The organism is Marinithermofilum abyssi, from assembly GCF_014641195.1.
Lineage (GTDB): Bacteria > Bacillota > Bacilli > Thermoactinomycetales > DSM-45169 > Marinithermofilum > Marinithermofilum abyssi.
This window is the reverse complement of the sequence record NZ_BMHQ01000007.1, coordinates 191898-200237: the sequence shown is the minus strand read 5'-3', so window position 1 is coordinate 200237 and position 8340 is coordinate 191898. Positions and strand designations below refer to the sequence as shown.

The window sequence follows — 8340 nt, the reverse complement described above, 5'->3', positions numbered from 1 at the left end:
GTGAGGGATGACGGCGTGCCTTTTGTAGAATGAACCGGCGAGTGACGATGGCGTGCGAGGTTAAGGTGAGAAGCCGGAGCCGCAGCGAAAGCGAGTCTGAACAGGGCGATTGAGTACGTCGTCGTCGACCCGAAACCGGGTGATCTACCCATGTCCAGGGTGAAGTTCAGGTAACACTGAATGGAGGCCCGAACCCACTGGTGTTGAAAAACCAGGGGATGAGGTGTGGGTAGGGGTGAAATGCCAATCGAACTCGGAGATAGCTGGTTCTCCCCGAAATAGCTTTAGGGCTAGCCTCGGAAGAAAGAGTCGTGGAGGTAGAGCACTGATTGGGCTAGGGGCCCCCACAGGGTTACCGAACTCAGTCAAACTCCGAATGCCATGGACTTGTTTTCCGGGAGTCAGACTGCGAGTGCTAAGATCCGTAGTCGAAAGGGAAACAGCCCAGACCACCAGCTAAGGTCCCCAAGTGCGTGTTAAGTGGAAAAGGATGTGGAGTTGCCCAGACAACCAGGATGTTGGCTTAGAAGCAGCCATCATTTAAAGAGTGCGTAATAGCTCACTGGTCAAGTGACTCTGCGCCGAAAATGTAACGGGGCTAAACACGCCACCGAAGCTGTGGATCCAAAATGGATGGTAGGGGAGCGTTCCCAGGGCGCCGAAGCTGTGCCGGAAGGCATGGTGGAGCGCTGGGAAGTGAGAATGCCGGTGTGAGTAACGAAAAGAGGGGTGAGAATCCCCTCCGCCGGAAGCCTAAGGTTTCCTGAGGAAGGTTCGTCCACTCAGGGTTAGTCGGGACCTAAGCCGAGGCCGAAAGGCGTAGGCGATGGATAACAGGTTGATATTCCTGTACCACCTCCACTCCGTTTGAGCGAAGGGGGGACGCAGGAGGGTAGGAGATCGCGCTGCTGGACATGCGCGTTCAAGCGGTTAGGCTGATCGGATAGGCAAATCCGTCCGATCGTAAGGCTGAGCCGTGATGACGAGGGAAACAATAGTACCGAAGTCTTCGATCCCACACTGCCGAGAAAAGCCTCTAGCGAGGAGTGAGGTGCCCGTACCGCAAACCGACACAGGTAGGCAGGGTGAGAATCCTCAGGCGCGCGAGAGAACTCTCGTTAAGGAACTCGGCAAAATGACCCCGTAACTTCGGGAGAAGGGGTGCCCCGGTAGGGTGGCCGATTGGCTGCTCGAGGGGGCCGCAGTGAAGAGGCCCAAGCGACTGTTTAGCAAAAACACAGGTCTCTGCGAAGCCGCAAGGCGAAGTATAGGGGCTGACGCCTGCCCGGTGCTGGAAGGTTAAGGGGAAGGGTTAGCGTATGCGAAGCTCTGAACCGAAGCCCCAGTAAACGGCGGCCGTAACTATAACGGTCCTAAGGTAGCGAAATTCCTTGTCGGGTAAGTTCCGACCCGCACGAAAGGCGTAACGACTTGGGCGCTGTCTCAACGAGAGGCTCGGTGAAATCGTAGTACCCGTGAAGATGCGGGTTACCCGCGACAGGACGGAAAGACCCCGTGGAGCTTTACTGTAGCCTGATATTGGATTCTGGTACGATCTGTACAGGATAGGTGGGAGCCTGAGAATCCGGGCCGCCAGGTTCGGAGGAGGCGCTGGTGGGATACCACCCTGGTCGTACTGGGGTTCTAACCGACAACCGTGAACCGGTTGCGGGACCGTGTCAGGTGGGCAGTTTGACTGGGGCGGTCGCCTCCTAAAAGGTAACGGAGGCGCTCCAAGGTTCCCTCAGCGCGGTTGGAAATCGCGCCGAAGAGTGCAAAGGCAGAAGGGAGCTTGACTGCGAGACCCACAAGTCGAGCAGGGACGAAAGTCGGACTTAGTGATCCGGTGGCACCGTGTGGAAGGGCCATCGCTCAACGGATAAAAGCTACCCCGGGGATAACAGGCTAATCTCCCCCAAGAGTCCACATCGACGGGGAGGTTTGGCACCTCGATGTCGGCTCATCGCATCCTGGGGCTGAAGTCGGTCCCAAGGGTTGGGCTGTTCGCCCATTAAAGCGGTACGCGAGCTGGGTTCAGAACGTCGTGAGACAGTTCGGTCCCTATCCGTCGCGGGCGCAGGAAGTTTGAGAGGAGCCGTCCTTAGTACGAGAGGACCGGGACGGACGCACCGCTGGTGTACCAGTTGTTTCGCCAGAAGCACAGCTGGGTAGCTAAGTGCGGAAGGGATAAGCGCTGAAAGCATCTAAGCGCGAAGCCCCCCTCAAGATGAGACTTCCCACTGGCTCGTCCAGGTAAGACCCCTTGAAGAAGACAAGGTAGATCGGTCCGAGGTGTAAGCATGGTGACATGTTGAGCTGACGGATACGAATCGGTCGAGGACTTCTCCTGGAGTCACTCCGGAAGGGTGGCGCGTGTTGGTATCCAGTTTTCAGGGTGCATAACCCTGACAACGAAAGATGTCTGGTGATGATAGCGGAGGGGAACCACCCGTTCCCATACCGAACACGGAAGTTAAGCCCTCCAGCGCCGATGGTACTGAGGGGGAGACCCCTTGGGAGAGTAGGACGTTGCCAGGCATTTTTTATCGCGGAGAGGTGTCCGAGTTGGCCGAAGGAGCACGATTGGAAATCGTGTAGGCGGGCATAAACCTGTCTCGAGGGTTCGAATCCCTCCCTCTCCGCCATTTTTATCAAGTTGACTGCACTGGTCCGTCGTGTTATATTATACTTTGTCACTGTGGTTCGGTAGCTCAGTCGGTAGAGCAGAGGACTGAAAATCCTCGTGTCGGCGGTTCGATTCCGTCCCGAACCACCATTTTTCGCCGGTGTAGCTCAACTGGTAGAGCAACTGACTTGTAATCAGTAGGTTGGGGGTTCAAGTCCTCTCGCCGGCACCACACGTAGGGGCGTAGTTCAATGGTAGAACAGAGGTCTCCAAAACCTCAAATGCGGGTTCGATTCCTGCCGCCCCTGCCATTATTCAGCATTTAAAAACCGGTGTTCCAATTGTTGCAATTCGGATTGTGCCCGTTGCAACCATTTTTCTTCCACATCGGCATCTTTGTCGGCCGGTTCTTGAAATTGGTCTATCAGACCGCTGATGACCCCGGTATCGACATGATCATCTAGACCCGATTGGTACTCGTGTTTGAGTGCAAAGGGTTTTCCGATGCGGATCGTGGCATCGTTTTCGCCGAGGTTGCCGCTTTCCGTGAACACCGGGATGCGCAAATAAGCGCGATGTTCCATGTTTTCTTCCCAATCCAGGGCTTTATCATAATAACCGTGATCATACTCATACCCTCCGCCGAGGACAAAACCTTCGGCATTAAAAAGGGTATCCAGATCACGAAATGAACCTTGTTGGTTCTCCAGTGGAGAATCCAGAGGGATCATGGTTATCCACCTCCTTTAGAGACATCGTTAGTCTGTGAAAGAGAAGCATTCCTCATACATCATGGCGGCATAGCCAAGTGGTAAGGCAGAGGTCTGCAAAACCTTTATCCCCGGTTCGAATCCGGGTGCCGCCTCCAGGATTTCATTTATTGCTTGCGGACGTGGCGGAATCGGCAGACGCGCTAGATTCAGGATCTAGTGGTCATTACGACCGTGGAGGTTCAAGTCCTCTCGTCCGCACCAACATGTGCCCTTAGCTCAGCTGGATAGAGCGTCTGACTACGAATCAGAAGGTCGGGAGTTCGAATCTCTCAGGGCACGCCAAAGCGCATCCGACGGGTGTGCTTTTCTTCTCCACCTGCGGAAGTAGCTCAGGGGTAGAGCACCACCTTGCCAAGGTGGGGGTCGCGGGTTCGAATCCCGTCTTCCGCTCCATTTCATGCAAACAGGCAAGAAAAAGTTGTTGACACCTTGTACTCTGTGTAATATAATTGTTTTCGTTGGCAACAATTAAAATAACATCATATGCGGATGTGGCGGAATCGGCAGACGCGCTAGATTCAGGATCTAGTGGTCATTACGACCGTGGAGGTTCAAGTACTCTCATCCGCACCAACATGTGCCCTTAGCTCAGCTGGATAGAGCGTCTGACTACGAATCAGAAGGTCGGGAGTTCGAATCTCTCAGGGCACGCCAAAGCGCACCAATTCGGTGCGCTTTTTCTTTTACCGTAATGGTCCGTACTCCGTGTTCCTATAGCTCTAATATGCTTCACCCATCTTTTCGAGTTACGGATTTTACACGGATGACCTTCTCCAATGCAGTACGGCTGCCATACCAACCCAAACCCGTGCCTTTTTGTTGCAGCTTCTCCATCAGGGAGCTAAGGTGGGGAATCTGGTTCGCCCACTGAGCCAATCGCTCTGGATTGCCATCAACTCCAGCCAGAATCAGTTTATCGGCTACAGAAGATTGATGTATGACATCCACCCACTGGAGAAGACGTTCCGGTTGGGATTGGAGATCAGGAGTAATAGAAACTCGAATAGTGACGTGATCGGTGGAAGAAGGGAGTGGACTGCGTAATGTTTGCCGCAGCTGATCCGGTGTTGTTCTCGGATCAAAAGGCCGGCAATGGTTTTCTGCTGTTGACGCACCATACGGGAGAGTTGCTGGAACCATTGGATAAATTCGGGATCGTGCAGCAAAGTGGTGTCCTGGATGTGTATATCCACTCCTTTAAAATGGGCCGTCCATTTTTTAAGATCTTGATACGGTTGCGGTGAAAATACAGGTTGAAAATCGGCGGAGGTGACCTGATCGCCTTCCACTTGAAGAACCGATGGATGTGCGGGACCGGATCGATATCGATGGGATATGGACTGTGGGGCTCCGATCCCGTCGACTTGAATCAGTTTCCCGGAGGATGTCAATCGATACAGGGAAACTCGTTTTTCTGTTGTCAAAGACATTCCGTTTTTGCTTGTTCGTATAAAATAAATCCGCTGAGTGTGCTTTTTCATGGCATGGTCGAGGGCAGGGGGTTGCTTCCCGGCAGTACGGTTGGGGGGCTGACGAAAAATATTCCTTGGCTTGTGCTTGTCCCCAGAAGAGACGGTTTTGGGAGCTGTTCTGTCGCTGGTAACCGGTGTCGGATAAAACGATTTCGAATGATGATTCCCCTTTTTCACAGGGATGGGTGAACGTGACCGAGAAGCTGGTTCATCCTTCGGTGGAGTCCACTTTCCAGCTCCCGGCTTTTCATGCCATTGCTTGTCCCAAAGAGAATCTGTCCCCGGAGATGCACCAAAAAGCTGTTTGCCATGGGATGATCCATTAGATGAAGCATCTGGATTAGCAAAAGGACTTGAAGCAGAAAAAAACCACGAATCTGCGGACAACGAAACTGGCCCGGTGAGAAAATAGACAACGATTCCGATGATACTCACCGTAAAAATGGGGAACAGCCTGATTTTCTTACGGATGCCGAATTCGGAAGAAGTGGAAGGTGAAGGCTTGGACTGATCATTCCCTGAACCGGTGCGCTTTTGCAAATGATACATATTACGCATGGTATTCCTCCATGATATGGATTCATAGCCAATCATATCGTGTGAAGGGAGGAAGAAAAAGGGTCGAAAGTCCTATTTTATCGAAAATTGTCAAAAAAGTTGTTTTGATGATGGTGACGAAATAAACCAAAAAACCCGCATCGAAGGTGCGGGTTTTCTTTACGCAGAGGTCGCGTTTTCTTTTGTTTTGAAAGTGTCGTCGATAATTCCGCCGCCCAGGCAGATGTCTCCCTGATAAAAGACGACGGATTGCCCTGGAGTAACCGCCCGCTGCGGCTCAGCAAACATCACTTTGCAACGTCCGCCGGGCAAGGGATAAACGGTAACGGCTTGATCTTTTTGGCGATATCGGAACTTCGCCGTGCAAGTAAACGGCTCTGTCCGTTCTTTGCGGTCGACCCAGTGAAGATCCACAGCGATCAGACCATCGGAGAACAGGGCCGGGTGGTCGTGGCCTTGAGCCACATACAAGACGTTTTGATCCAGATCTTTTCCCACAACGAACCAGGGGTCGCCTGTACCGCCACCGCCAATGCCCAGTCCTTGACGTTGGCCGAGAGTATAATACATCAGCCCGTCGTGTCGGCCTTTGACTTCCCCGTCCAGGGTGCGCATTTCACCGGGTTGGGCGGGAAGGTAGTGACTCAAAAACTCTTTGAAATCCCGTTCCCCGATAAAGCAGATTCCGGTGCTGTCTTTTTTCTTGGCTGTGGGTAAACCGGCCTGTTCAGCGATTCGACGCAGTTCACTCTTTTGCAGATGGCCGACGGGAAACATGGTTTTGGAGAGTTGCTCCTGCCCCAGCGTGTACAGAAAATAGGTCTGGTCTTTGTTCGGGTCGGCACCCCGTACCAAACGGTATGTGCCGTCCTCTTGTTTTATTTGGGCATAATGCCCCGTCGCGATTTTATCTGCGCCCAATTGTAGTGCTTTTTCCAGAAACTCCCCAAACTTAATCTCTTTATTACACATGACGTCGGGGTTGGGCGTACGTCCATTTTGGTATTCATCCAAAAAGTATTGGAAGACTTTGTCACGGTACTCTTTCTCGAAGTTAACGGAATAATAAGGGATGCCGATATGATCGCACACCCGGCGGACATCTTCAAAGTCTTCCGTGGCCGTGCAATTGCCGTATTCATCGGTGTCATCCCAGTTTTTCATGAACAGCCCGATTACGTCATACCCTTGTTCTTTGAGAAGCAATGCGGCAACCGAGGAGTCAACTCCTCCGGACATACCCAACACAACGCGTGTTTTTTTGCTCATGTTGCTCACCTCCTGACCAACCCGTCAGGGGCCGGTCATTGATCACCATACGTTACTTTGGAGAAGGTACTCCTCCATTATAAGCAAGCCAGGAATAGGATGGTTGGATCACCGATCGCAATCCCTGGTTGTTTTATTTTTTCTTTAAGGCAATATTATAACACAGAACTTGTTTAACAAAGAAGGGATTCCCATGGCGAATGTGAAACAGGAGAGTATCTTCCAACGCTTGACGCCTCCTCAATATTTGGTCATCGGCTTTGCTGTCACCATTCTGATCGGAGCGATTTTGTTGTCGTTGCCGATTGCATCGGAAGGAAAGCCGGTTCCGTTTTTGGATGCCTTATTTACGGCCACTTCTGCCGTATGTGTGACGGGACTGGTTGTAACGGATACAGCCACCACCTTCAGTACCTTTGGTGAGGTGGTGATTATGCTGCTGATTCAAACCGGCGGATTGGGGTTTATGACTTTTGCCACATTTTTTGCGTATTTATTGGGGAAACGCATCGGTGTCCGGGAACGCTTGTTGTTGCAGCAAGCATTTAATCAATCCAAAGTAGGCGGCATCGTGAAACTGGTTCTGTATATCCTTTCTTTTACTTTTATCCTCGAAGGAATCGGGTTCACGCTGTTATCGCTGCGATGGATTCCCCAGTTTGGCTGGGAAAAAGGGTTGTACTATGCGTTGTTCCACTCGGTTTCCGCTTTTAACAACGCCGGATTCGATTTGTTCGGCGATTATGGCAAGTTTAGCAACCTTACCCACTTTGTAAACGACCCCTTAGTCAGTTTAGTCATCTCTTCCCTGTTGATACTGGGGGGGATCGGATTTATCGTGTTGGTCGAGCTCTATCAATACCGGTGGACGCATCGGATCAGCCTGCACACCAAGCTGGTGCTGGTAACGACAGGGGTGTTGCTGGCAGGGGGAATGCTTGCCTTTCTTTTGTTTGAATGGGGCAATCCCAAGACGTTGGGTCCCCTGCCGTTAGGGGGAAAGTTCCTGGCTTCGTATTTTCAATCGGCTACTCCCCGGACGGCTGGTTTCAATACGGTGAACCTATCGGATTTGTACCCGGCGACGGCGTTTTTGATTATTTTGCTGATGTTCGTGGGAGCATCGCCTGGTTCTACCGGCGGCGGAATCAAGACAACCACCTTTGCCGCCATTTTGTTGGCGGTATGGGGGATGACCCGGGGCCGTGAAGACGTGGTTACTTTTGAGCGGACCATTCCTCACCGGCAGGTTTATAAAGCGTTGACAGTGATGGTGGCGTCCCTCACCTTGGTGGTAGTGGTGACGATGTTACTGACCATCACGGAGTCCTCTGAAGTATTTCCGGTATTGTTTGAAACGGTATCGGCTTTTGGAACGGTTGGTTTGACTTTGGGACTGACCCCGAGTTTATCCGCTGCAGGGAAATGCCTGATCATTGGTACGATGTTTGCCGGGAGATTGGGGCCATTGACGATTGCTTTCGCTCTGGCGAAAAAATTGGAAACTCCCACTATCCGCTATCCGGAGGAAAAGCCGTTGATCGGATGATACACGACATGAGCCGGTTTCGTTATTGTGGCGGACCGGACGTGTTTTAAATTACGAGATGGCGGGAGGCGTAAGAGATAGTATGCTCCTTCA

General features: G+C 52.1%; 6 protein-coding genes, 10 tRNA genes and 2 rRNA genes. 15 read left to right on the top strand and 3 right to left on the bottom strand.

Annotation, left to right across the window (positions count from 1 at the left end):
- From IEW70_RS11465 to IEW70_RS11440, 6 genes are all read left to right on the top strand, one after another.
- Nucleotides 1-2350, top strand: a 23S ribosomal RNA gene (locus tag IEW70_RS11465); the annotation flags it as partial.
- A gap of 71 nt (nucleotides 2351-2421) precedes the next feature.
- A 5S ribosomal RNA gene (gene rrf / locus IEW70_RS11460) occupies nucleotides 2422-2538 on the top strand.
- Nucleotides 2539-2550: 12 nt separating this feature from the next.
- Nucleotides 2551-2645 (top strand) — tRNA-Ser (locus tag IEW70_RS11455).
- Nucleotides 2646-2700: 55 nt separating this feature from the next.
- Nucleotides 2701-2776, top strand: a tRNA-Phe gene (locus IEW70_RS11450).
- A 6-nt stretch (nucleotides 2777-2782) separates the two neighbouring features.
- A tRNA-Thr gene (locus IEW70_RS11445) sits at nucleotides 2783-2858 on the top strand.
- A gap of 5 nt (nucleotides 2859-2863) precedes the next feature.
- Nucleotides 2864-2937 (top strand) — tRNA-Trp (locus tag IEW70_RS11440).
- Here IEW70_RS11440 and IEW70_RS11435 read toward each other — a convergent pair.
- Nucleotides 2938-3357 carry a YugN family protein gene (locus IEW70_RS11435; RefSeq protein WP_188648050.1) on the bottom strand — a complete coding sequence of 140 codons (420 nt, stop codon included), beginning with the start codon at nucleotides 3355-3357 and terminating at the stop codon, nucleotides 2938-2940.
- A gap of 63 nt (nucleotides 3358-3420) precedes the next feature.
- Between IEW70_RS11435 and IEW70_RS11430 the strand changes: the two genes are divergently transcribed.
- The 6 genes from IEW70_RS11430 to IEW70_RS11405 all read left to right on the top strand — a co-directional run bounded on the left by IEW70_RS11430 (nucleotide 3421) and on the right by IEW70_RS11405 (nucleotide 4053).
- A tRNA-Cys gene (locus IEW70_RS11430) sits at nucleotides 3421-3494 on the top strand.
- An 18-nt stretch (nucleotides 3495-3512) separates the two neighbouring features.
- Nucleotides 3513-3600, top strand: a tRNA-Leu gene (locus tag IEW70_RS11425).
- A 4-nt stretch (nucleotides 3601-3604) separates the two neighbouring features.
- Nucleotides 3605-3681, top strand: a tRNA-Arg gene (locus IEW70_RS11420).
- Between the two features lie 36 nt (nucleotides 3682-3717).
- Nucleotides 3718-3792, top strand: a tRNA-Gly gene (locus IEW70_RS11415).
- A 92-nt stretch (nucleotides 3793-3884) separates the two neighbouring features.
- Nucleotides 3885-3972: transfer RNA gene (locus tag IEW70_RS11410), tRNA-Leu, on the top strand.
- A 4-nt stretch (nucleotides 3973-3976) separates the two neighbouring features.
- A tRNA-Arg gene (locus IEW70_RS11405) sits at nucleotides 3977-4053 on the top strand.
- 75 nt (nucleotides 4054-4128) lie between these two features.
- Here the strand turns inward: IEW70_RS11405 and IEW70_RS11400 are convergent.
- Nucleotides 4129-4347, bottom strand: a complete 219-nt coding sequence (locus tag IEW70_RS11400) for a hypothetical protein (protein ID WP_188648049.1) — start codon at nucleotides 4345-4347, stop codon at nucleotides 4129-4131.
- A gap of 83 nt (nucleotides 4348-4430) precedes the next feature.
- On the opposite strand from IEW70_RS11400, the gene IEW70_RS11395 reads away from it, so the two are divergent.
- Together IEW70_RS11395 and IEW70_RS18165 are read left to right on the top strand one after the other, a co-directional pair.
- Entirely contained in the window at nucleotides 4431-4643 is a 213-nt protein-coding gene (locus IEW70_RS11395; protein WP_188648048.1) for a hypothetical protein, read from the top strand.
- 419 nt (nucleotides 4644-5062) lie between these two features.
- Nucleotides 5063-5197 (top strand): hypothetical protein, encoded by a 135-nt coding sequence (locus IEW70_RS18165; RefSeq protein WP_268234869.1) that lies wholly within the window; start codon nucleotides 5063-5065, stop codon nucleotides 5195-5197.
- 391 nt (nucleotides 5198-5588) lie between these two features.
- Here the strand turns inward: IEW70_RS18165 and mnmA are convergent, their stop codons facing one another.
- Nucleotides 5589-6707, bottom strand: coding sequence for a tRNA 2-thiouridine(34) synthase MnmA (gene mnmA / locus IEW70_RS11390; protein WP_188648047.1), 1119 nt, complete (start codon nucleotides 6705-6707; stop codon nucleotides 5589-5591).
- A 184-nt stretch (nucleotides 6708-6891) separates the two neighbouring features.
- Here mnmA and IEW70_RS11385 point away from each other — a divergent pair, with 184 nt between their 5' ends.
- Nucleotides 6892-8247 (top strand): TrkH family potassium uptake protein, encoded by a 1356-nt coding sequence (locus IEW70_RS11385; RefSeq protein ID WP_188648046.1) that lies wholly within the window; start codon nucleotides 6892-6894, stop codon nucleotides 8245-8247.
- The last annotated feature ends 93 nt before the right edge of the window (nucleotides 8248-8340 follow it).